Here is a 22,931-nt window from a genome sequence, read left to right as displayed (position 1 = left end):
CCTGGCCGGGATTCTGCGGCGCCTGCTTACAGAGGACTCAAAGATGCTTGCTTCCCACCGCTGGGCTCGGGATACTATGGCGCTATGAGCGTTTCCACCTCGCTGACAAACCACTTCCTGATCGCGATGCCGGGTCTGCAAGACCCTAACTTCTCGCGAACAGTGACCTATATTTGCGAACACAACACGCAAGGCGCCATGGGCATTGTCATCAATCGCCCCATGGACCTGAGCCTGGGTGATGTGTTGGAGCAGCTCGACATTGAACCCCAGGCGCCCGACATCAAAAACCAGATCGTCTATCTTGGCGGCCCAGTGCAGACTGACCGCGGCTTTGTAATCCACACCGGGCCGGACACCTTTGACTCCACCCTGAACGTCACACCCGATATCCGCGTCACCACCTCGCGCGATGTCCTTGAGGCCATCGCCAACGGCACCGGGCCCGCGCTGTCGCTGGTGGCCCTGGGCTATGCCGGCTGGACCAGCGGCCAGCTTGAAGAAGAGTTAAGCGCTAACGCCTGGCTCAGCGGCCCGGCTGACAACGAGACCCTGTTCAAGCGCCCGGCATCCAGTCGTCTCCAGGCGGCGGCGCAACTGATCGGCATCGACATCAACCTGCTAATCGGCGAGGCCGGGCACGCCTGATGCTGGCCAACTCCTGATTGTAACCAGCTTGAGTTTCGATTGACCACGCCAACCACCTTGTTCGGCTTCGATTTCGGCCCGCGCAAAATCGGCATCGCGGTCGGCCAAACACTGACCGGCACGGCCAGGCCACTCACCACTTTGCGCAGCCGCCACAACAAGCCCGACTGGACTGGCATTGAGCGCCTGGTGCGCGACTGGCAGCCCTGCGCCGCCGTGCTCGGCCTGCCGAAGCGCATGGATGACACCGAGGAAGACTGGACGCCGCTGGTGCGTCGCTTTGGCCGTCAGCTGGAGGGGCGCTTTGGCCTTGCGGTGCATCTGGTCGACGAGCGCCTGACCAGCCGGGCCGCGCGCGAGGAGCTTGGCGGGCGCTTTGACAACCGCGACGATCAAGTCGATGCGGTGGCCGCCAAGCTGATCCTGGAAACCTGGCTTGGCGAGCAACTTGTGCAGCGCGAGGACCGCGACCATGACTGACAGCAATATCTGGCAGAATGCGGAACAGATCGAAACCATCATCAAAGCCATGGCGCGGGACCTCAAAAACCTGTGCCAGGAGCGCGGCATCGACCGCCCGCTGATGGTGGGCATCCACACGGGCGGCGTTTGGGTGGCCGAGCAGCTGCACCAATTGCTGGACATTGAAGACCCCTTGGGGTTTTTGGATATCTCCTTCTACCGCGATGATTTCACCCGCATCGGCCTGCACCCCCAGGTGCATCCATCAGAACTCCCGGTGGCGGTCGATGATCGGGCGGTAATTTTAGTCGACGACGTGCTCCAGTCCGGGCGCACCATCCGCGCCGCGCTCAATGTGCTCTTTGACTATGGCCGCCCGGCGCAGGTGCTGCTGGCCATTCTGGCCGAGCGCGACGGGCGCGAACTGCCGATCAACCCCGATGTCGTCGGACTGCACGCCGAGCTTGAGCGCGGCAGTCATATCAAACTGAGCGGCCCCGAGCCACTGCAACTCGAGCGGCGCGCTGCTGCGGATCACCCCTGATGAACAATCCACTGGCCAGCGCAAACGGCGCCGACCAACCCCTGGCGCCCTCATCTACCCGACCCGAGCACCCGGCTGCCTTTGCGCAGGTTGCCTCTGCTGCGCACTCCAATCCGCAACTCGACGCCCAGGGGCAGCTGCGCCATTTTCTCGCCATCGACGGCCTTGATCGGACCCTGCTCACAGACATTCTTGACCGCGCCGAGGGCTTTTTGAGCCTGGCCCGCGCGCCAGTCAAGAAAGTCCCCCTGTGTCGCGGCAAGATCATCGCCAATCTGTTCTTCGAGAACAGCACCCGCACCCGCACCACCTTCGAGCTAGCCGCCAAGCGGCTGTCGGCCGATGTGCTTAATCTCAACATCAGCACCTCAGCCACCGCCAAGGGCGAAACCCTGCTCGACACCCTGCGCAATCTTGAAGCCATGCATGTCGACATGTTTGTGGTGCGCCACAGCGACAGCGGCGCGGCCCATTTCATTGCCCGCCATGCCGCGCCCCATGTGAGCGTGATCAACGCTGGCGACGGCTGCCACGCACACCCCACGCAAAGCATGCTGGACATGTTCACCATTCGCCGGCACAAGGGGGAGATTGCCGGGCTCAAGGTTGCCATTGTCGGAGATATCTTGCATTCGCGCGTCGCCCGCTCACAGATCAGTGCGCTCAATACCTTAGGCGCTGCCGAGGTGCGCGTCATCGCGCCGCGCACCCTGATCCCGGCCTGCGCGCCCGAGGCTCTGGGCGTGCGCGTCTTTCACGACCTGCGCGAAGGCGTGGCCGACTGCGATGTGATCATCATGCTGCGCTTGCAGCGCGAGCGCATGACCGGCGGCTTTCTGCCGAGCGAACATGAGTATTTCTTTCTCTTCGGCCTAACCGAAAAGCGCCTGGCCAGCGCCAAGCCCGATGCCATTGTGATGCACCCGGGGCCCATCAATCGCGGGGTCGAGATGGACTCCGAGGTCGCCGATGGACCGCGTTCGGTGATTCTCGAGCAAGTCAGCAACGGACTGGCGGTGCGCATGGCCATCATGTCCACCTGCATTGGCGCGCACCATGCAGCCGGCCAAGGCACCGAGCGGGAGGTCGCGCGTGACTGACACCAAAGGCCAGCACCCGCCGCGCTTATCCATCCTGGGCGCGCACGTCATCGACCCGGCGAGCCGCTTCGATCAAGTTGCCGATCTGCATCTGGCCGACGGGCGAGTGCTCGCCATTGGCCAAAAACCGGCGGATTTCCAGCCCGAAGAGTTGATCGACGCCAGCGGCCTACTCGCCATCCCCGGCTTGGTCGATCTTTGCGCACGCCTGCGCCAGCCCGGTCTGGAACAAAAAGCCACCATTCGCAGCGAGACCCGGGCCGCCGCCAGCGCCGGCATCACCACCCTGTGCTGTCCGCCCGACACCCTGCCTGTGGTCGACACCCCGGCGGTTGCCCAGCTCATCCGCCAGACCGCCGAGCAACACGGCTTTGCTCGGGTACTGCCGGCCGGCAGCCTGACGCAGGACCTGGCCGGCGAGCAGATCAGCGAAATGGCGGCCCTCGCGCGCGCCGGCTGCCCGGTACTGAGCCACGCCGACCGCCCCATCCGCAGCGCCCGGGTGCAGCGCCGGGCACTGGAATACGCCGCCACCTTTGATCTGACCTGCTTTCTGCACCCCGCCAACGCCTCCCTGTCCGAAGGTGGCCTGGTGCATGAGGGCCGCATCAGCACTCGACTCGGTCTGCCTGGCATTCCCGCTGCCGCCGAGACGGTCGCCGTCGCCCGCGACCTGGCCTTGGCCGAACAAACCGGCGCGCGCATTCACTTCCGTGGCCTGTCCACCGCACGCGCCACCGAAATGCTGGCCGAGGCACGCGCGCGCGGCGTGCAGGTCACCGCCGATGTTAGCGCCCATCAGTTGTTTCTCACCGAAGACGACATTGGCACCTTCGACGCCAACGCTCTGGTGCTGCCGCCGCTGCGCACCGAGGCCGACCGCCAGGCACTGCGCGCTGCTGTCGCTTCCGGCGTCATCAGCGCCATTTGCTCCGATCATCAACCACACGAGGCCGACGCCAAGCTGGATACCTTCCCCCAGGCTGCGCCCGGCATCTCGGCACTCGAGACCCTGCTGCCGCTGACACTCCGGCTGGCAGACGAGGGTTTACTGCCAATGACATCCGCACTCGCCTGCGTCACCTGCCATGCCGCCGACATCCTCGGCCTGCCCCATGGACGCTTGCAACCAGGGGCACCAGCCGATCTCTGCCTGCTGGCCCCAAACGAGCACTGGACCCTGACCGCCGAGCGCATGCACAGCCAAGGCAAGAACACACCCTTCCTGGGCCAGAGCATGCATGGCGCGGTGCGCCTAACCTTACTCGGCGGCCAGCCTGCCTTTGACGCCGCAGGCCCATAGACAAAATGGAGTCACTAAAAAAGGAATGGCGCAGCACTCAAGCGCATCCCAGTCTGTACCGTCCTTGTTGTCCTTATCGCTATTGTCCTTAGTACCTTTAAGTACTTGGTGCCGAGCATCGAACGACCAACTCTTGCCGCAACCGCGCGCAGACAATCAAGCCAACAAGGACAAACCACCCACCAATCAGGAGCAACCATGCGCTATCTGCCACTTGGCCGCACCGACATCCGCGTGAGCGAAATTTGCCTTGGCACCATGACCTTCGGCGAACAGAACACCGAGGCTGAAGCCTTTGAGCAGCTCGATTATGCGCTCGATCAAGGGATCAATTTCATCGATACCGCCGAGCTTTATCCTGTCCCTCCGCGCGGCGAGACCCAGGGGCTAACCGAGACCTACATCGGCAATTGGCTAGCCGAGCGCAAGGTGCGCGACAAAGTCATTTTGGCAAGCAAGGTTGTGGGGGCGGCAGACTGGGTTCCGCACATCCGCAACGACCAGGCCAAGCTCGACCGCAGCAACATCCAAAAAGCCCTGAATGAGAGCCTGAAACGGCTAAAAACCGACTACCTCGACCTCTACCAGCTGCACTGGCCGGATCGCGAGACCAATTACTTTGGCAAGCTCGGCTACGAACCCCCGGCGGAAGACAAGAGCGTGCCGCTGCTTGAGACACTGCAAGCCCTGGACGAGCAGGTCAAAGCTGGAAAAATCCGCCATGTCGGCCTGTCGAACGAGACCCCCTGGGGCACCATGACCATGCTTAAGCTCGCTGAGCAGCAGGGTCTGCCGCGCATGGTCAGTATCCAAAATCCCTACAGCCTGCTTAACCGCACCTTCGAGATTGGCTTGGCCGAGGTTGCCATGCGCGAGGATTGCGGCCTGCTGGCCTACTCGCCGCTCGGCTTCGGCGTGCTGAGTGGCAAGTATCTCAATGGCGCGCGCCCAGCCGGCGCCCGCGTCACGCTCTTCTCGCGCTTCGACCGCTACTCCAACCCCGAGGCCGACAAAGCCACCGCTGACTATGTCGCCATCGCCCACCGCCACGACCTTGACCCGGCCCAGATGGCCCTTGCATGGGTAAACAGCCGGCCGTTTTTAACCGCTAATATCATCGGCGCCACCACCATGGAACAACTCAAGGCCAACATTGCCTCGGCCGAGATGCACTTGAGCACCGAGGTAATGGCAGAGATCGAAGCCGCACATCAGCGTCAGCCCAATCCCAGTCCTTAAGCCGGATTGATCGGGACCGCAAATGCCTTTTTCTGTTTGAGCCGGGTAGCGGTCACGGAGCTTTCCGTGCTACGGATGCCGCCGAGACATCTCCCTGGTCCGAAACAAGCCGAAAGTCTAGGGCCGCTGGGTGTCGACAGCCCGCCGCACCGGCAGCGCCAGCGCGAGCAGGCCAAACAGCAGGCTAGCGCCCAGCATGAACAGATGCAGGTTCACCGCGCCGGCCAGGGCATCCTTGGCTGGAACGCCCAGGGGCACCAACGCGGCCAGAATGGCCAGTTCGTAAGAGCCGGCGCCGCCGATGCCATGGAAGGGCAGCACCGAGGATAACTCGGCACCCATGACCCCGGCGAGCAAGCGCCAGAAGTCGATGGGCAGGAAATAGCCCAGCACCCAGGAAAAAGCGATGAACTTCGCCCCCCAGCACAGGGCTGTCCAGCCGTAGAGACCAGCCAGGCGGGCATTTTCGCGCGGCGCAGCCAGGGCCAAAAAGCGCAAAGTACGGCGCCAGCGCGGGCCGGATTCTGGCAGCGCCGACAAAGGCCGCGCCACCAGCGGCACCACCAGCAGAAGACTGAGCCACAGAACCCCTGCCAACGGCCAAAGCGGAGATGGCGAACGCAACCACAGAATCAGCCAGCCAATCAGTGCCAGAAAGTGCAGATCGAGCAGGCGAATCCAAATCAGCGACACTCCAGCACCGAGCATTCCCTGGCCGAAGTAGCGTCGCATCAGCCAGGGAAACACCAGCTCACCCAAACGCATGGGCAAGAGCACATTGGCTGTGGTATGCAGCGCCGACAGCCGCAGGGTGGTTGGAAAAGCACCGGCCATCAGCGGGGCAAAATAGAGTTGCACGCGCAGCGCGCGCGCCAGATAACTGCCAGCACTGAGCATCAGCAGCCCGATCAGCAGCAAGGGTGGAAATTGCAACCAAGGCGCGAGCAACTGCGGCCAGCCGATCCAAAGCTGCACCAGCACGATAAGCCCAAGAAGCAGCGCGCCGCCTAGCAGCCATTCACGCGGGCGCTTTAACTTGAGCGACGCCTTGGCCACCGCCTCCTTCGGCTGCGGCGATGCGAAATCACCGGGCGGCGACACGGGCGGCGACATCATCGCCTGCGCCGACGCCGCGCTGAGCGCGGGTAAAAGGGCGATTCTCCGGGCGGTCGCGTTTTGAAACGCCGATGGACCCAGAAATACTGGACGGGATCGCGACGCACCTCGGCTTCGATCACCTGATTCATCACGCCTGCATCGGCGACGGGGTCCGTGCCCGTCAACCCCTCGATCGGCGAGGAAAAACGCAATTCAATGCGCCGGCCGTTGGTGGCAAGGCGCACGAAGACCGGGATCACAACAGCCTTGGCCAATCGCGCGATGCGCCCCAGAGTTCCAACGGTCGCTGCCTGCTGGCCGCAGAAAGGCGCAAACACACCGCGACGCTTACCAGGATCCTGATCGGGCAGGTAATAAAAGGGAATGCCTTGTTTGAGCGAGCGGATCAAGGTGCGCAGATCGTCATGACGCTCCAGTGGTACATGCCCAAACCGCGTTCGCCCCCGCATCACCTGCCAGTCAAACACCGGATTGCGAATCCTCTGATACATATAGAGTCCGGGCTCGACAGCTGCGGAGTAGGCGACGCTGGCGAGTTCAAGGGCGACGAAATGCGGGACCAGCAGAATGAAGGGCTGCCCGCTCTTCTTGACCTCTTTGAGCATGTCGATACCATGAATATCCAACAGACGGGTCAAACGCTGACGCGAGGAGGACCAGCAGACGCCCTGGGCCAGGGCTGCGGCGGTGAGATATCCAAAATGCTCCCGCGCCATGCGCGAGCACTCGGCTTCAGTCAGTTCCGGAAAACAGGACTTTAGGTTAATCAAGGCCACCTGCCGCCGTGAACCGCCGAGAGGATAAAGCGCAAAACCGATGGCCTTGCCAAGCCCAACCAAAAGTGGCAGCGGCAGCAGACCCAGTAAGCGAATCGCGCCAACCAGCAGCCAAGAGGCCCAGTGCCGGGGATGCAGCAAGGACAGGGGGAAGGTTGCGCGCACAGACTCAAATGGCTCGGACATGGGTCATCCCGGTTATCCGCCCACCGAGACTGCTCGCATAACCCCGACCAATCCGGAGAGTGAAAGCCACTGCTCTGCGGTCACTCGCATAATCCCGACCAACCCGGAGAGTGAAAGCCACTGCTCTGCGGTCACTCGCATAATCCCGACCAACCCGGAGAGTGAAAGCCACTGCTCTGCGGTAAGCGTCTACTCTTGCCAGCGCGGCAATGCGGATTTCAGCGACGGGAGAAACCAAGGTTCAATTCTCAAACTTAAAAAACACATCGGCGCCTTGGCTATCGCCGGTTTCGGTCTGAAGTTGAATCCAATTGTTCAGATCGTAGCGCAACTTGATCTTGTCGCCCTGATCGCCAAGATTGCTTTCATATTCCACAAACAGCTTGGGCGCGACATAGGTGCCGACCGAGAGCGAGCGGTCGACATTGCTGGCATTGCCATTGGGCGGCACGCCGGTGAGCAGATAGTTGACGATTTCAGAATCCGTCATATTGGGGTCGGAGTCGGAGAAGAAGGCCAATTTGGGTTTTTTCAGTGTTCCCAGTACGCGCACGCCAGCGGTCATGTCGCCACCCTCGCGCTGAGCTTTTAGCACCAAACCGGGGTTGCTCAGCGGTGTCTTGGCAAAGACCAAGAAGCCCTGATCGATTTTGAGCGGCGCCCCCACGCTGGCGAGCAGGCCGAATTGGCTCGACAGCCGATAGCTGCCATCCAGAATCTCAAGCTGGCCATCGCCGAGCAAGGGCTGCCCAGGCTCCATAATGGCGCGTAGTTTGCCGCGCAGCTTGGCACTCAAGCCAAAGGCCTCAATCTGCACTAAATTGCGCAGCCTGACTTCCACATCGACGGTCAAGGGAGTAGCGGATTTGTTTCCGGTATCGCCCTGCCCTTCCACCACCACATCCGGCGAGGCCGAGACCGTCCCTGCCGGTATTGAACGCGGCCTGATGCGCGCATCTTCAACCTCGACCACCCCCTGCACCGAACCTCCACTGGGACTCCATCCTGCCGTCAGATCGGTCTTCAACAGGGCCAGATACTCCTTGGTATCGGCCACCTTGAGCTGGTCGCCCTCAATCTTCAGGTTGAGTGTCCAGCCTTGCTGAGCGCGTTGGCCATTGCCCGAGAGCGCAAGCTGACCGCCGCCGATATTGGCACCGCCGCTGATAGCGAGGCGGTCGGCGCCCTGGGTGCGGACTGTCAGATTGGTATCGGTCACCGAAAGACCGATCAGCGGCATGCGGAAGCCGAGATTCTCAAGCTGCGCCTGCCCTTGAATTAACGGCTTGCCGAGGGTGCCGCCGAGTTTGATATCAGCATCGACAGCGCCGGCAAAGTCGCTCATATCAGGCACCAGTTTGCCGAAGCGGCTCAAATCGCGCAGTTCCAGACGCACCGAACCCGTCAGCGCCTGGCGGTCCACATCCAGTGCTGACAGCGCCAGCCCTGGCAGCCTGGCATCGGCATCAAGTGCGCCAAGTCCTTGCACGGGCACCTTGAGTTTGGCGTTTACCCCGCCTGAGTTCAGGATCAGCTCCGCCGCTGCCGAGGAAAACACTAGCTGCTCGCTGGCATCCGGCAGTGCCAGATCAACGGACCCCTGCGGCACTCTGAGGCTCGCCTGCCCGGTGATGGCCCCCTTGCGTGAGTTGAACGCGGCATCCAGCACCGCATGGCCCTTTAGATCCAAGGTCGGTGGCAGCAGCGAATCGATGCGCGTGAAGTTGAGGCGGTCGATCTTCAGGCTCGCATCAAAGTCCCCCGCCGGGGTTTGACTGAAACGCGCGCAACCACCAGAGCCCTGGCTGTCGCCCATGCACAAGGGCCCGGCGTGAATTTGGCCTTGATCAAACACCACTGGCGCCCGTTGCTTCAACGCCCAGGTGCCATAATCGGCTGTGGTGAGCTTGAAGGTATTGAGCTCGCCGCGATAACCGCCCTGGCCTCCTTGCTGGCCCTTTTGTTGGCCGGCAAAGGCCAGCTGCACCGAGAGGGTCTCGCCGTTCAAGGCGGCGCTCAACCGATGGCTCGGCAATGTTCCCTCGGCCGTCACCCGCAAGGATGCGAAAGGCATCCCGCCAAGCAGCAGCTTGGATGCGTTCAGCTCGGCCTGGATGGGATCATTGGCGCCCAGACCAATGTCTGCGTTGCCTTTGATGCTGGCAATGCCCTGCCCCTGCAGATCGAGATCACGACCGTCGATAGCGACAGTCACGCGCGGCGCGCTGACCTCGCCGCGCACCTGCCCGTCGATACTGAGCCGGCCTTTTGCCGCCGGCAGCAGCTCACTCAAATCCGGCGAGCGCATGCTGAAATCGACTGCCAGCTTCTCTGCGGCCTGCCCAGTTGCCGTGAGTTTGGTCGCCCCAGAACGGGCTTCAAGTTCGCGTATCTGGAGCGCGCCCGAAGCCAGCTCGAGCAGCGCAGAGACGCCAACCGGGTAGCCACGCAATTGCCCGCCAAAATCGCTGATGCGCGCCCTGCCCTCAGGTCCTTGGGGAGCCAGACGCCCGCGGCTTGTGATTTGGCCTGACAGACGCCCGGGCCAGTCTTTCGCGTACAGGCCAGGATCGATATCGCTCAGGGTCAGATCGGCGTTCCAGGCGATGTCTGGCGCCCAGTTCAGGCTGGCAGACCCGGTCACCTGACCACCCAGGGTCTCCAGATTCAGCGTGGCGATGCGGGTGTCTACCGTTGTCCCCTTGCCGGTTAAATTCACCACCATGGCCGGATAAGCCTTGAGCCCGACATCGGCCTTGAGCTGATAGCTGTAGCCCTTCTCCAGACTGCCGGAAGACTCGGCTTTGAGCTTGAGCACGCCATCCAGGCCGGGCCATTGCAGACCGGGATTGAGCTGCTGTGCCGTCAGGGCAAATTCCCAGTTGAGTTCGGGGCTCCAGTTCAAGCGACCCTTGCCGATGGTCTGCCCGCCAAGACTGTCGAGCTTGAGTTCGTCGATACGGGTGCCCTGCTGACTGCCAGCACCGCTCAGTGCCAGTCGCGTCTCCGGAATGCCCTGACCGAAGACCTCGGCCGAAAAACTGTAGTCAAAGGCATCAAGTTGACCGCTGACATCAAGAGTACCGCGCGGCGACTCCAGACGTGCCTCGCCGGTCAGGGGCCAGCGCAGCGCCTCCCAAACGCCGGTCACTGCCACCTGCCCTTGCGCGCCTTTGAAATCAATTTGTCCCTTGAGATCAAGCAGACCACCCGAGCCCTGTTCGGTGAGGTTGAGCGCCTGGATACGCAACACCTGATCCTGCCAGGCCAAGTCGAGTTCCGCGCCCAGACGGCCCATTTCGCCGTGGGCCGGAGCTTCCGCGCTCAGGGTACCGGTGAGACTGGCATGATCGACTGTGCCATCGGATTTGAGATTGGCCGTGACATCGACTTGCGGCGCTCCGGCAACCAGTTGCGGCAAATCCAGCGCCTCGAGTTCAATGGCGGCGGTCCAGGCCGGCTGCGCGAGCAAGTCCCGCACCTCGGCATCCAGCCGGACCTCGGCGGACCCGCTGATGCGATGTTCGATGCGCAGCGCGCGCGCATCACCCGACAGCCGTCCCTGCCCTTTCAGCTCCATGGCCGGGGCCTGGGCGAAGGTCCAATCAAGCTGCAAATCGGCCGGATAGTCACCGCGAAGCTCAAGCTGGCCCTTGGCCTCAGCTTGCACATCGGGGACGCTCAGGCGGATGCTCAGGGTGCGCAGCTCGACCTTGGAGCCGTTCATGGCGCCGGCGAGCTCAGCCCGCGTGAGCACAAGCAGCGGTTGCTCAGGCGTCGTCGTGGGGGTCTGGATGGGCTGAGGGGAGAGGTCCAGGGTGCCTAGGCGCAGATGCTCGACCAGCACCGAGTCAGCTTCAAGTGCAAGCGGCAAGTTGATCTCAGGCAGATTGAAAGGTTCTTTTGGCTCGGGCTTCTGACTTGGAGCGGTCAGAATCTCGGTATTCTGAACATGCAGGCGCGCTAGACTGAAGGTACCGCCGAGAAGGCGCGCGGGGCGCCAGTGAAGATCGATGAGACCAACGCGCAGATCAAGCTCGGGCAAACGCAAGTGCAGATCGTGCACCTGAAAGTCATCGATCAGACGGCCCTCCACCGCGCCGATCTCAAGCGCATCTGGCATGGCTTTTTCGCCCAGATCCACCAGCAGGCGCAGACCGCCCTGGGTGGTCAGCACCCAGGCGAAAAGCAATACCAAGAGCAGCAGCAGGGTGGTCAAGGCACCCAGCAGCCAGCGCCAGACATGCCAGCGCCGTCGCGGCGGGATATTGCCGGCGCTTGGGTTTTTGTTGGCGTCTGTCGCTGTCATAAGCTTGCGTTAGAGGTCAGGCCCAATCATCAGGTGCAGGCGCACGCCCGGGTCCGGTTTCGTGAACGCATAGGCCGCATAGAACCGAACCTGACCCAGCGGTGTTTGGTAATTCAAACCCAGCCCAGCGCTCTGTTCCCATTCGGCATCGTACTCGGGGTCGAAGGCGTTGCCAAAATCGGTAAACACCGAGGCACTCCATTTGCCCTTGATCTGCCGTTGCAACTCGAGCGAACCGACTGCCAGATAGCGCCCACCCAGAGTCTGGTCAGTGACCGGATCAATCGGACCTAGCACGTCGAAAGCCCAGCCACGAATGCTGGTATCCCCACCAGCAAAAAAGCGTTGGCCCGCCGGCACGTCTTCTAAATTGGCGGCCCAGGTCGCACCCAGATCGGCGCGGGTGAGAAAGCGGTAGCGCTCGCCAAAGCTCTTGATCCACTTTGCATTCAGCGAGCCGGTGAGCCAGGAGGCACCGGTGGACATGACGCCGCCAACAGTTCCCTGAATCAGCGCCTTGACGCGATAGCCGTTACGCGTGTTGATGGGATCATCGGCGACGATCTTAGACCAGGCAATACTGGGCACCAGACCATTGAAGTTGGAATCTTCCACGTCGCTGACTTCGAAGTCTTCGTATTGATAATTGAGGCCAATATCGCGCCGCCAGCCGGAGCGCCCGACATGGGACCAAGCAGTCTGCAGATTGAACATGGTTCCCTGCCGGGTTGCCGTGTCATAGATGCCGTACTGCGGCTTGATCACAAGCGAATCACGCAAGGGATCGCCCACCGGAATGTCGTATTCCGCAAAAATGGTTTGAATAACAGCTGAGAGCGAGATTTCTGCGTTAAGTGTATGGCCATGGCGACCGATGTAGCGGCGCCGGTAGTCAAGCGTCAAGCGTGGGCCGACATCGGTCCCGTAGCCAAGCCCAACACGGTAGCGATTGGCCTTGTTGCGTTTGGCGATGACGGTGATGGGGACCTCGCGGTCGGCACTGGCGAGTTGCTTGTGCGGATTGATCTCGACGCTTTGGTAGTATTCCGACCCCAGCAAGCGCCCCTGTAGCTCAAGCAGGTCGTCGGGATCGTAGACCGCCCCGGACTCGAACGGCACAAAGCGCTGCAAAAAGTCAGGTGCCAGCAGGTCCTGCTCAAAGCTGACCTGGCCGAAGTAATAACGCGGCCCAGTGTCGAGATGAAAGAACACCCGGGCCTCATAGCTGTCCAGATTGACCAGCACCTGATGGCGTGTCATGGTCGCGTCCAGATAACCCTGCTCGGAGGCAATGGTCTCGATGCTGTCTCTGGCTTTGGTGTAGTTAGAATCCAACAGCACCTCGCCCACCTGCATCGGGAAGGCGTCCGGGAAAACGCCAGCGCTGGCTCCCGGTCCTGTGATCTGGTAGTCGATGCTGGCAATGCGCACCGCCGGCCCCGGGTCGATCTTGTAGCTGGCTACCCAGGTGCCGCCATCAGTGGCGGGCTCGGTGAGTGTGTCTTGAATGCTCACGCGGTAAAGACCGAAGGGCGCAAGCGCCTTGCGAATCTGCTCCGGCGCTCGCCGATGCAGTGCTAACAGCCGCAGTGCACTGATGTCTTTGTCCGCGCGCTCCTGATAGATGCCGAGCAACGCAAGGACGTTCTTTTCCTGTTCGCCACGCAAGCCCGTCACCTCAACCTTCAGCTCCAGCGCCACCGCCGCACCGGGCAGCCACAGCGCCAAAACCAGCAGCCAGAAAGCGACCAACAGGAACTGGATGCGGCGTGCGCGCCGACCTGTCGCGCCTGCGGGGGGATCGGATGGATCAAGCATTTGGTGTTGGGGTCAGCAGATATCCGGGTCGCTCAGGAAACGCGCGGCACCGATCAGGGCGCAGCCTTCCTCAAGCACCAGATGCACCGGCATAGCCTCGAGCAACCCGCGCATCCGCCCCTTATCAACAAAGCCTTGCAAAAATCCCCCGCTCCTCAGCAAATCAACATTTTTTGGCAGGATACCACCAGCCAGATAGACTCCGCCGCGCGCCATGAGCTTGAGTGCGCTATTGCCCACTTCGCGACCGAGCAGCGGCATAAACCAGGCCATGGTCTCCTGGCAGATGTCGCAGTCTCCCGTTGCGGCCAAAGCGGCCACCGTCGCCGCCACATCGCCTGTTTGTTCTCCCTGGGGTTTGTCCTGTTGTGCCAGCACCTCGGCCATCTGCGGATGGTGCGCGGCGCCACGATACTGGAGCAGAAAGCCATAAAGGTTTTCGATGCCCATACCGGAGGCGACCCGTTCCCAGCTCACCCGGCCAAAACGTGCCTGCAAAGACTCAAGCAGGGCGAATTCGCGCGCATCTGTCGGTGCAAAGTCAGTGTGGCCGCCTTCGGTCGCGAACGGACGATGGCGCTTTCCGTCCCAAAACAGACCGGCCTGACCAAGGCCAGTGCCGGGAGCGACCACAGCGATGTTGCCACGCGCATCTAGATCGCCAGCCTGTAGCGTCAGGCGCTGGTCGTCGTCTAGCCCGGGAATGCCCCAAGCAATGGCCTCAAGGTCATTGAGCAGGCGCACGCGCGCGATTCCGGTCGCGGCCTCCAGCGCCCGTGCATCCAGATGCCAGGGCATATTGGTCGCCTCGCAGCGATCATTCGCGACCGGGCCGGCAATTGCCAGGGCCGCTGCTTTGGGAGGCTGCTCCAGTGAGGCCAGGTATTGGGTCAAAATCTCGCCCAACCCCTGATATTCCCGACTCGCGTAGCGGCGCTGGTTGCGCAACAGCCACTTTTGGCCATCGCCTTCGGCGATCGCAATCTGGGTTTTCGTGGCACCGACATCGCCAACCAATACGGTCATCTCAGGGTCTCCCAACTGGCTCGTGGTTTTCCTGCAAAGCGCGGAGAAAATAGTATACCGGACGCGCCGGCCAGGTCCGCCCCGATGCGCACCCGATGGCCAAGAACCGACAACCTGACTCAGTCCCCACGCCGGGTCTCAAAGCGAAACGCGCCCGCCCGAATACCCTCGGGCTCCAATAGCAGCACACGCGCTTCCCACAACATGCGCTGGCGCACGCACAGCGGCAAAATGCCGCTACCGCGATAGCTGTGGCTGTCTGGCGCGCGCCTTTCGTCAGGATCGGCGACAGCTTCGAGAACGACACGGTTGTAGCCCATGTCCATGTCGACACCACGAAAGTCGACCTCGACCCGCAGTGGCGCTCGCATCCGTGCAAGCCGCACCTTGAGCTGCAAAGGTTTGACCAAGGGAATACCGCTAGGAGCGATGGCGAGCATTACCTGCCCACCATCTGCAAACTCGGCCGTGCAGGGCCCTTGGCGCAGGTTGCAGCTTGCCGGCGCTTGCGCGAGCACAGCAACCGGAGTCTGCAACAGGGGCCGCAGTTTCAGCACCAGCGTCGCCAGGATCGCGACCAGAAGACAGGCGAGCACCAGCCACCATCGCGAGGGCCTTGCTGCTGAGCGCGGTCGGGGATCGCTTGTTTGTCGTTCCATGTTAAGGTAGCGCCCCCATGTCGCCCACACCAGTTTCGCGCCAACCCAAGAGCCGGATATGAGAACTGCCCGCGCCTTTCGCATTCATCACAACGCCGACGGCCATCGCGCCGGAGTCGAAACCCTGACCATCGCCGATCCCAAACCGGGCGAGGTGCTGGTCCGGGTCCATTTTTCCTCAATCAATTATAAGGATGCCCTGGCCGGAACCGGCAAGGGCAAGATTCTGCGCCAGTTTCCCTTGATCGGCGGCATTGATGCCAGCGGCACCGTGGAGGTCTCGGCGCATTCGGACTTTCACCCCGGCGATGCGGTACTGACCACCGGTTGGGGCCTGAGTTTTGACCATGACGGCGGCTATTGCGAGTACCTGTGCGTGCCGGGCGACTGGCTCACTATGCTACCACCGGGCCTGGATCTGGCCGGAAGCATGACGCTCGGCACTGCTGGCCTGACTGCGGCTCTGGCAGCCCATCAGATGCTGCTTAATGGTCAAGAACCCGCCATGGGGCCAATTCTGGTCACCGGGGCAAGCGGTGGCGTTGGCTGCATTGCGCTGGCGCTGCTGGCCAAACTTGGCTTCGAGGTGGCCGCCGTCTCTGGCAAGTCTGAGCTACATCCCTGGCTGCAAAGCCTCGGTGCCGGGCAGATCCTTGGACGCGACCAGCTCCCAGGCGGACAGCGACCGCTCGAAAAAGCCGTCTGGGGCGGTGCCATCGACAATGTCGGCGGTGACATGCTCGGGCAGATCACCCGCACCCTGGCGCCCAATGGCAGTATCGCCAGCATCGGCCTGGCTGCTGGGACAGAGCTTAACACCACGGTCATGCCCTTTATTTTGCGTGGCATTAAGTTGCTCGGATGTAATTCGGTCGATGTGTCCAAGGTGTTGCGTCAGCAACTCTGGAGCCGCCTTGCCGAGGACTGGCGAGTGGATCTGGAGCCCATCCGCACAGATACCATTAGCCTGGATGCGCTACCCGCCACCTTCGAGCGCATGCTGGCCGGGCAGACCCATGGCCGGGTGCTGGTGGATCTGCAAGCCAGCTGAGTCACTTGGCCCCGACTGAAAACACATTTTTCACCATGCCCAGTATCACCCCAAAACAACGCCACTGGCTAAAACAGCAGGCGCATCATCTCAAACCCGTGGTGATGCTCGGCCAGCATGGCCTGACCGAGGCCGTGCTGCGAGAAATCCGCATTGCGCTGGATCATCATGAGCTGATCAAGGTCAAGATCAGCGCCGGCGACCGCGCCGAGCGGGACCAGCTCATCACCGCGATCACTGAGGAGACAGGGGCTGAACTGGTCCAGCGAGTGGGCAATGCCGCCAGCCTTTACCGCCACAATCCCGATAAGGCCGAACCCTTTCGCCTGCCTGCCATCTAGCCGCTAAGGCCGGGACCGCCATTGCCCACCTTTGCATTCAGGCGGCCCATTTGGGTTGCAGAAAAAGCCGCTCGAAATTGCGCGCACTGATCTCCGCGACTTCCGCCAACTCTAGGCCACGGATTTCGGCGATCTTCTCCGCCACCAGCGGCACCAAACGCGGCTCGTTCTTCTTGCCCCGGTGTGGCACGGGCGCGAGATAGGGCGAGTCGGTTTCGATCAGCAGGCGCTCCAGCGGGACCTGCCGGGCAACCTCCCTGAGTGACTCGGCGCTTTTAAAGGTAACAATGCCTGAGAAGGAAATGTAAAAGCCCAACTCCAGCGCCGCCTGCGCCATCTCCCAGGTCTCGGTAAAGCAGTGCATCACCCCGCCAACTGCGGCGGCGTTCTCATCGCGCAAAATAGCAATGGTATCCTCGCGCGCATCGCGACTGTGAATAATCAGCGGTTTGCCGCATTGATGCGCGGCCTGGATATGACGGCGAAAGCGCTCGCGCTGCCAGTTGAGATCACCCTGGTTGTAGTGATAATCAAGCCCGGTCTCACCGATGGCCACCACGCGCGCATCGGCGCTGGCAAGGTCCGCCAATTCAGCCACCGAGGGCTCATGGCCCTGCTGTTCGCTCGGATGCACCCCAACCGACACCAGCACCTGGGGATAGGGATCGACGAGCGCGCGCATGGCGGGATAATGCTCAAGATCAATCGCAACGCAGAGCATCCGCCTCACCCCGTCCTGTCCTGCCTGCTCCATCATGGCGGCAAAATCGCCGTCGTAGGCGCTTAAATCAACGCGATCGAGATGGCAGTGGGAGTCGACTAACATCTGGCGGGTCGCAGGAAGTTAAAACGCAGTTAGAACTTAGAACCTAGCCCAAACCCCGGCTACATCGTATGGGTACCGCGATCAGACTCCAGTGCGCCAGCGAGATATTCCTCGATCTTGCGCCTAGCGATGCCTTTATCCTGATCGCTGAATTGAATGCCGACCCCCGCGGCGCGATTGCCCTCGGCACCGACCGGCGTGATCCAGATAATTTCCCCCGCAACCGGGATGCGCTCGGACTCCTGCATGAGTTGCAACAGCAAAAACAACTCATCGCCTAACTGATAACGCTTAGTGGTTGGGATAAAAAGCCCACCGTTTTTGACGAAGGGCATATAGTATGCGTACAGAGCATTCTTATCTTTGATGGCAAAGCTTAGAATGCGTTGACGGCCGGATTTTTTTTCGCCTTCCATCGTCTAGTCCTGGTTACCGGTGCCGATTTCTGGTAACGGCTTCATGCCCAAAGCAACAAGCGGCAGCGCAGATTGGTCTGTTCGATACCCCCCGTTTGCCGTCTTTGGCTGGGTTTGCGTGGAGCTTAGTTGGGGCGGTTGACTGGCGCCTCATCAAATCATGCTGACTTATAACAATCGCAAACTGATTTTCGGTTTTGGGTCGGGTGACAGCCACGGGGTTCTCGGCGGCAGGACGCCGCCGGGAAGCAGCCTCCTTGGATGTATAACTGGAGAAGTATTCACGGTGTCCCCCGTGGCCGTCACCCGACCCGGAACAAGCCAAAATCCAAAGGTTCCGGTATAGCAGCATAACACCTCATTGGGATCTTAACGCCATTGCGCCCGCCCTGCCCAAAAGTGCCCAACGAATCAGCAAGGACTCAAGCAGCAGTTGCCGGTTGACCGAAGCCTGCGGAAGTGCCCGCGCGCCCATGAGCTGGCGCAGATAATCATGTAGCTTCTCGCGTGACAGGCGCAAGGCCAGTGCTTGCAGTGCATCCTGCAAATCCGGGTTACTGAGATATTGCGCCTGCGGGTCGCCAAGCAACCGCGCGATGTCGCACAACCACCCCAGCACAATCTCCAGTAACATGGGGATATCTTGGGACTGCCAAGCGGCCGCCACTGCAAGCGGGTCTTCGCGGCCCTCGGCAACGCCCAGAAACTGCTGAAATCCCTGGCGACGCATACTGAGGTAATCCGCCTTCCCCAGGCTCAGCGCTTTCAAAGGCGCACCCCGCGCCAGACGCAACAGCAACTCGGGCGGCGCTGGTGGGGACTGAAGCATCGCACCGAGCCAGGGCAGCGCCTCGCGCTCTGGCGGCGGCACGCAGACCAACTGCTGACAGCGACTGCGAATGGTCGCCGGCAGCCGGCTTGCATCATCGGCAACCAGCAGCAGCAAGGTACGCTCAGTCGGTTCCTCCAGAGTTTTTAGCAGACTGTTGGCCGCCGCGTTGTTCATGACCTCAGCCGGAACGATCTGGACAACCTTGAAATGCCCGCGATGGCTGGTGAGGTTCTCGAGCGCGACCAGTTCGCGAATCGCATTGACTTTGATCTCGCCACTGGCACTTTCGGCATCGGGGACAATGCGCTGCAAATCCGGATGATGACCTGCTTTGATCAGATGACATTCGGCGCAGACACCACAGGGCACGCCATCCTCGCCAGGATGTTCACAAAGCAGCGCCTGGGCAAGCCGGTCAGCAAAGAGCCGCTTGCCCAGTCCGGCAGGTCCAGTTAACAGCCAGGCATGCCCCAAGCGGGCGTTGCGGTAGGTCTTCCACAGGTGCTGCCAATGGCCAGACAGCCAGGGAGGAAAGTCCCCGCCGGCGATGGGGGCCGAAGCAGAGGCCATCTCGCTCATTGGCCCGAGGACTGCATCCTGGTGACAAAGTCTATGAGCGCTTGACGGACATGTCGCCCAACCTGTTCGACATCCAGGGTCGCGTCCAGCACCCGAAAGCGCCCAGGTTCCTGCTTCGCACGGTGCAAATAGACCTGACGCGCCCGCTCAAAGAACTCGAGCGTTTCGGCTTCAAAGCGATCCAAGTCCGCTCGCGCTTTGGCACGCTTGAGACCAATCTCGGCTGGCAGGTCAAACAGAAAGGTTAGGTCGGGACGCAGCTCGCCCTGCACCAGCGACTCCAGCCCGGTGATCGACTCAGCCGGAATACCACGCCCCCCGCCCTGATAGGCAAAGCTCGCATCAGTGAAGCGATCAGACAACACCCAAGTGCCGGCTTCCAGCGCCGGGCGCATGGTCTGGTCCAAGTGCTCGGCGCGTGCGGCAAAAACCAGCAGCAATTCGGCTTGGGCACAAAGTCCCTTATGCGCCGGGTCCAGCAACAGGGCACGAATACGCTCAGCGATAGGTGAACCCCCAGGCTCGCGCGTCTGCAAAAAAGGGATGCCCAGCTCGGTCAGTGTCGTCGCAAGGGTCTCACGCTGGGTCGATTTACCAGCGCCCTCGATGCCTTCGAGCGTGATCAAGCATCCTCGTGCCGCCTGTGCGCTCACTGCCGGCATCCAGATTCAACGGAAGCGGGCCGGATCGCAGTCACCGCCGCGCTGAAAGCGCTGCACGGCACAGTTGTGTTCATCAAGCGAGGCGGAGAAATGGTGGCTACCATCGCCACGCGCGACAAAATAGAGCGTCTCGCCTTCTTCTGGATGCAGGGCGGCGTGAATGGCTGCGCGCCCGGGCAAGGCAATCGGGGTCGGCGGCAAACCGCTGCGGGTATAGGTGTTGTAAGGCGAATCCGTTTCGAGATCAACGCGTCTTAAATTGCCGTCAAAATCGGCGCCCAGGCCGTAAATCACCGTTGGATCCGTCTGTAGCCGCATGCCTTTTTGCAGGCGCCGCACAAAGACTCCGGCGATTTCCGGACGCTCGCTGCCCAGGGCTGTTTCTTTTTCGATCACCGAGGCAAGAATGAGCGCCTCATAGGGGGATGTCAGCGGAAGATCGGCGCTGCGCTCGGCCCATTCTTCATCGAGCACCTCGCGCATGCGCTCGTGCGCCCGGCGTAAGACCTGAACATCGCTCGCCCCGCGGCGGAATAAGTAGGTATCAGGGAAGAACCAACCTTCCGGATGCTCGATGTCGAGATCGAGCGCGGCAAGAATCTCGTCGTCGCTTAGACCTTCGAGCTCATGCTTGAACTCAGGCTCGGCAGCAATGCTGGCAAGGGCATCGCGAAAAGTCCGCCCTTCGATCAGGGTCACTGGGTATTGAATCGAGCGACCAGAGACCAGCTGATCAAGGAGCTGCGCTGGGGTCATGCCCGGCGTTAGCGCATATTCGCCCGCTTTGATTTGGTCGGCCTGCTGGCGGTTGTAGGCGAGCGCGATCAGGTAATGCGCATTTTCAATCAGCCCATCCGCCTCTAGCCGACTGGCGAGGGTGCGAAGACCCTCCCCGCGCGGAACTTCCAGAATCACTGGTTTGCCAATCAATGGCTCGCCGTCCGGGTCTGGTTCACCCAAGTCGATGGGCATTGCCAGAAAGCGCTGGTAATCTTCCCAATAATAATATCCAGCGCCAGCGCCGAGACCGAGGAGAAGCAACAGGGCGATCAGGGTATTTTTCATCACCATCCGCCAACGCGCGCCCAAGATCGGCCGTCGCGGCTCAAGGCCCTCAAGCCTGTGCGAAAATCAGAGTACCATTGGTGCCGCCAAACCCGAAGGAGTTGCTGAGCGCAACCTTCATCGGCATCTCGCGCGCCTGATTAGGCACCACGTCAAGGTCGCAGTTGGGGTCGGGCGTTTCGTAGTTAATGGTGGGTGGCGCCACCTGATCGCGCAGAGCGAGCACCGAGAAAATGGCCTCGACTCCACCGGCTGCACCAAGCATGTGGCCGGTCATGGATTTGGTCGAACTCACTGCCACGCGCTTGGCATGATCGCCCATCGCCAATTTAACACCCTTGACCTCGGCAATATCCCCGGCTGGGGTGGATGTACCGTGCGCATTGATGTAGTCAACCTGATCGGGGTTGAGGCCAGCATCGGCCAGCGCCAGCTTCATGCAGTTACAGGCGCCCTGCCCGTCCTCGGATGGCGCGGTCATATGGTAGGCGTCTGAGTTCATGCCCACCCCGACAAGCTCGGCATAAATGGTGGCGCCCCGAGCGAGCGCCATGTCGTACTCCTCAAGTACCATAATGCCGGCGCCATCGCTGAGCACGAAACCATCACGATCCTTGTCGAATGGGCGGCTCGCCCGTTGGGGATCATCGTTGCGCGTCGAGAGCGCCCGCGCGGCGGCGAAACCACCGAGACCAACCGGCGAGGTCGCCATTTCCGCTCCACCAGCAATCATCACATCCACCATGCCATGGCGGATCATCATGGCCGCCTCGCCGATGTTGTGGGTACCGGTACTGCAAGCCGAGACGATGGAGAAATTCGGCCCCTTGAGACCAAATTTGATCGACAGATCCCCGGCCACCATGTTGACGATATTGGCCGGCACGAAGAATGGCGAGATCTTACGCGGCCCGCCACTGAGATAGTTGCCATAGTTGTTTTCGATGCCGGTGATACCACCGATGCCCGAACCAACCGCAACGCCAATGCGCTCGCGATTCGCGTCGTTAATCTCCAACCCGGAATCGCGGATCGCCTGCGTGCCAGCCGCGATGCCGTAGTGGATGAAGGCATCCATCTTGCGCAGATCCTTCTTCGACACATACTCGGTTGCGTCAAAGTCATAGATAGGACCACCAAAACGCGTACTGAAGGGCGTCACATCGAAGTGCGTAATGGCCTGAATGCCACCACGGCCATTCAGGATGCTGTCCCAGGCGGAGGCGATATTGAGCCCGACGGGGGAAATAATACCCAGACCGGTAACGGCGACTCTTCTACCTGACATGTATCACCTCTTCACTTGCTCCTGCTGACGAATGCCCTTTGAGCCAAGTTCGCCCCCGGTAGAACCGGGTGGAGAACCGAACAGATCCGCACGGATAGGGCATCAAAAACCTGACGAACAGACTGTTGGGGGCACTTATGCTGAAGGTGCTTAAGGCTGATGATCCCGGCTAACCCAGCGGACGAGACGCCGTTGTTTCACGGCAACTCCCACCAGGCTGGATGAAATTCACATGGTGAAATCCATCGACAGCCGCTCCACCCCGGCATGCGACGCCATCGAGAACCTCCGCGAGCACTTCTGGCCCATCCGGTCCCATCCGGCACATCGCGACACCCAGATTTCAGAATTTGGGCGGCACGGATGAACCGAACTCAGGAAAGTCTCAATTCAGTCTGCATGGGGGCCTCCCCCAAAATCCTGTCTTACCCCGAATGGGCGTTAATGTAATCGACCGCCTGCTTGACGGTGGTGATCTTCTCGGCATCCTCGTCGGGGATTTCGGTTTCGAACTCCTCTTCAAGTGCCATGACCAGTTCGACAGTATCGAGCGAATCGGCACCGAGATCGTCAACGAAGGAAGCCTCCGGGGTGACTTCCTCTTCCTTGACGCCCAACTGTTCGACGACAATTTTCTGGACTCGCTCTTCAACGCTGCTCATTGTTTGACAAACCTCCGGTG

At 61.2% G+C, this 22,931-nt stretch carries 21 protein-coding genes; 8 read left to right on the top strand and 13 right to left on the bottom strand.

Annotated elements, in window-relative coordinates; translation table 11 throughout:
* The first annotated feature begins 84 nt into the window (after nt 1-84).
* The 6 genes from Thiofri_RS03960 to Thiofri_RS03935 all read left to right on the top strand — a co-directional run bounded on the left by Thiofri_RS03960 (nt 85) and on the right by Thiofri_RS03935 (nt 5,296).
* The gene (locus tag Thiofri_RS03960) at nt 85-648 is read left to right on the top strand and encodes a YqgE/AlgH family protein (RefSeq protein WP_009150418.1); all 564 of its coding nucleotides are present in this window, start codon (nt 85-87) and stop codon (nt 646-648) included.
* 39 nt (nt 649-687) lie between these two features.
* Nucleotides 688-1,128 (top strand): Holliday junction resolvase RuvX, encoded by a 441-nt coding sequence (ruvX, locus tag Thiofri_RS03955; protein WP_009150417.1) that lies wholly within the window; start codon nt 688-690, stop codon nt 1,126-1,128.
* Nucleotides 1,121-1,654, top strand: coding sequence for a bifunctional pyr operon transcriptional regulator/uracil phosphoribosyltransferase PyrR (gene pyrR / locus Thiofri_RS03950; protein WP_009150416.1), 534 nt, complete (start codon nt 1,121-1,123; stop codon nt 1,652-1,654). The genes ruvX and pyrR overlap by 8 nt, the downstream gene beginning before the upstream one ends.
* The gene (locus Thiofri_RS03945) at nt 1,654-2,754 is read left to right on the top strand and encodes an aspartate carbamoyltransferase catalytic subunit (RefSeq protein ID WP_009150415.1); all 1,101 of its coding nucleotides are present in this window, start codon (nt 1,654-1,656) and stop codon (nt 2,752-2,754) included. The genes pyrR and Thiofri_RS03945 overlap by 1 nt, the downstream gene beginning before the upstream one ends.
* A complete protein-coding gene (locus tag Thiofri_RS03940) occupies nt 2,747-4,057 on the top strand; it encodes a dihydroorotase (protein WP_009150414.1) in 1,311 nt (436 codons plus the stop codon). The genes Thiofri_RS03945 and Thiofri_RS03940 overlap by 8 nt, the downstream gene beginning before the upstream one ends.
* Before the next feature lie 198 nt (nt 4,058-4,255).
* Entirely contained in the window at nt 4,256-5,296 is a 1,041-nt protein-coding gene (locus Thiofri_RS03935) for an NADP(H)-dependent aldo-keto reductase (protein ID WP_009150413.1), read from the top strand.
* A gap of 117 nt (nt 5,297-5,413) precedes the next feature.
* Here Thiofri_RS03935 and Thiofri_RS03930 read toward each other — a convergent pair whose 3' ends face one another.
* The 6 genes from Thiofri_RS03930 to Thiofri_RS03905 all read right to left on the bottom strand — a co-directional run bounded on the left by Thiofri_RS03930 (nt 5,414) and on the right by Thiofri_RS03905 (nt 15,189).
* A complete protein-coding gene (locus Thiofri_RS03930; RefSeq protein WP_313778482.1) occupies nt 5,414-6,412 on the bottom strand; it encodes a lysylphosphatidylglycerol synthase domain-containing protein in 999 nt (332 codons plus the stop codon).
* Nucleotides 6,409-7,377, bottom strand: a complete 969-nt coding sequence (locus Thiofri_RS03925; RefSeq protein ID WP_009150411.1) for a lysophospholipid acyltransferase family protein — start codon at nt 7,375-7,377, stop codon at nt 6,409-6,411. Before Thiofri_RS03925 ends, Thiofri_RS03930 begins: the two co-directional genes overlap by 4 nt.
* 241 nt (nt 7,378-7,618) lie before the next feature.
* On the bottom strand, nt 7,619-11,686 hold the full coding sequence (locus Thiofri_RS03920; RefSeq protein WP_009150410.1) for a translocation/assembly module TamB domain-containing protein: 4,068 nt from the start codon (nt 11,684-11,686) through the stop codon (nt 7,619-7,621).
* Nucleotides 11,687-11,695: 9 nt separating this feature from the next.
* Nucleotides 11,696-13,504: an autotransporter assembly complex protein TamA gene (locus Thiofri_RS03915; protein ID WP_009150409.1), complete on the bottom strand. Its 1,809-nt coding sequence runs from the start codon at nt 13,502-13,504 to the stop codon at nt 11,696-11,698.
* A 12-nt stretch (nt 13,505-13,516) separates the two neighbouring features.
* A complete protein-coding gene (glk, locus tag Thiofri_RS03910; protein ID WP_009150408.1) occupies nt 13,517-14,530 on the bottom strand; it encodes a glucokinase in 1,014 nt (337 codons plus the stop codon).
* 119 nt (nt 14,531-14,649) lie between these two features.
* Nucleotides 14,650-15,189: a hypothetical protein gene (locus Thiofri_RS03905; RefSeq protein WP_083848543.1), complete on the bottom strand. Its 540-nt coding sequence runs from the start codon at nt 15,187-15,189 to the stop codon at nt 14,650-14,652.
* 58 nt (nt 15,190-15,247) lie between these two features.
* On the opposite strand from Thiofri_RS03905, the gene Thiofri_RS03900 reads away from it, so the two are divergent.
* Nucleotides 15,248-16,240 (top strand): YhdH/YhfP family quinone oxidoreductase, encoded by a 993-nt coding sequence (locus Thiofri_RS03900; protein ID WP_009150406.1) that lies wholly within the window; start codon nt 15,248-15,250, stop codon nt 16,238-16,240.
* Between the two features lie 35 nt (nt 16,241-16,275).
* Nucleotides 16,276-16,581: a ribosome assembly RNA-binding protein YhbY gene (gene yhbY / locus Thiofri_RS03895; protein WP_009150405.1), complete on the top strand. Its 306-nt coding sequence runs from the start codon at nt 16,276-16,278 to the stop codon at nt 16,579-16,581.
* A 37-nt stretch (nt 16,582-16,618) separates the two neighbouring features.
* Here the strand turns inward: yhbY and Thiofri_RS03890 are convergent, their stop codons facing one another.
* From Thiofri_RS03890 to acpP, 7 genes are all read right to left on the bottom strand, one after another.
* Nucleotides 16,619-17,407, bottom strand: coding sequence for a TatD family hydrolase (locus Thiofri_RS03890; protein ID WP_009150404.1), 789 nt, complete (start codon nt 17,405-17,407; stop codon nt 16,619-16,621).
* A gap of 59 nt (nt 17,408-17,466) precedes the next feature.
* Nucleotides 17,467-17,823 (bottom strand): PilZ domain-containing protein, encoded by a 357-nt coding sequence (locus Thiofri_RS03885; protein ID WP_009150403.1) that lies wholly within the window; start codon nt 17,821-17,823, stop codon nt 17,467-17,469.
* A gap of 358 nt (nt 17,824-18,181) precedes the next feature.
* Nucleotides 18,182-19,234, bottom strand: a complete 1,053-nt coding sequence (locus tag Thiofri_RS03880) for a DNA polymerase III subunit delta' (RefSeq protein WP_009150402.1) — start codon at nt 19,232-19,234, stop codon at nt 18,182-18,184.
* Nucleotides 19,231-19,860 (bottom strand): dTMP kinase, encoded by a 630-nt coding sequence (gene tmk / locus Thiofri_RS03875; protein WP_009150401.1) that lies wholly within the window; start codon nt 19,858-19,860, stop codon nt 19,231-19,233. Before tmk ends, Thiofri_RS03880 begins: the two co-directional genes overlap by 4 nt.
* 42 nt (nt 19,861-19,902) lie before the next feature.
* A complete protein-coding gene (gene mltG, locus Thiofri_RS03870; RefSeq protein ID WP_009150400.1) occupies nt 19,903-20,961 on the bottom strand; it encodes an endolytic transglycosylase MltG in 1,059 nt (352 codons plus the stop codon).
* A 49-nt stretch (nt 20,962-21,010) separates the two neighbouring features.
* Nucleotides 21,011-22,249, bottom strand: coding sequence for a beta-ketoacyl-ACP synthase II (gene fabF / locus Thiofri_RS03865; RefSeq protein ID WP_009150399.1), 1,239 nt, complete (start codon nt 22,247-22,249; stop codon nt 21,011-21,013).
* A 425-nt stretch (nt 22,250-22,674) separates the two neighbouring features.
* Nucleotides 22,675-22,911, bottom strand: a complete 237-nt coding sequence (gene acpP / locus Thiofri_RS03860) for an acyl carrier protein (protein WP_009150397.1) — start codon at nt 22,909-22,911, stop codon at nt 22,675-22,677.
* Between the last annotated feature and the right edge of the window lie 20 nt (nt 22,912-22,931).

The sequence above is a fragment of the Thiorhodovibrio frisius genome (genome assembly GCF_033954835.1).
Classification (GTDB): Bacteria; Pseudomonadota; Gammaproteobacteria; order Chromatiales; family Chromatiaceae; genus Thiorhodovibrio; species Thiorhodovibrio frisius.
This window is presented reverse-complemented; position numbering and strand designations above follow the sequence as displayed.